Origin of the sequence: Vibrio sp. 10N.222.55.C6, assembly GCF_041473395.1 — a bacterium.
GTDB lineage: Bacteria > Pseudomonadota > Gammaproteobacteria > Enterobacterales > Vibrionaceae > Vibrio > Vibrio crassostreae_C.
Genome location: NZ_JBFRSD010000129.1, coordinates 1 through 357, shown reverse-complemented (window position 1 = coordinate 357; position 357 = coordinate 1). Strand labels below are relative to the sequence as shown.

Genomic DNA, 357 nt, shown 5'->3' with positions numbered 1-357 from the left:
CACATCAATAGAGCTGTGGTGAGGTTGTCGGCGATCGGTGAGATAAAGAAGGCCAGAATACCGGTTAGCCAGAACAGAGAGCGGAAATTAAATCCTTTGCCCACCATCCACGCTTGCAGCGCATCAAACAGTCTTCTCTCTTCCATGGCGCTGATGTAGGTCATGGCGACGAGTAGGAATAGTAGGAGCTCAGCGTATTCCAGTAAGTTGTGTTCGAGTGCTTGCTTAGCGACTTCAACAAGGTTGTGTTCTTGGTAGATAAAACCAATGATTATCCAGATCAGGCCTGCTGCAAGTAACACTGGCTTAGATTTTCGGAGCTTTAGGTACTCTTCCATCATCACCACGATGTAGGCG

1 protein-coding gene is annotated in these 357 nt (G+C 47.9%); it reads right to left on the bottom strand.

The annotated features are described in order from the left end of the window. On the bottom strand, positions 1-357 hold a 357-nt coding region (nhaD, locus tag AB4486_RS22875; protein ID WP_372118779.1), incomplete at both ends, for a sodium:proton antiporter NhaD.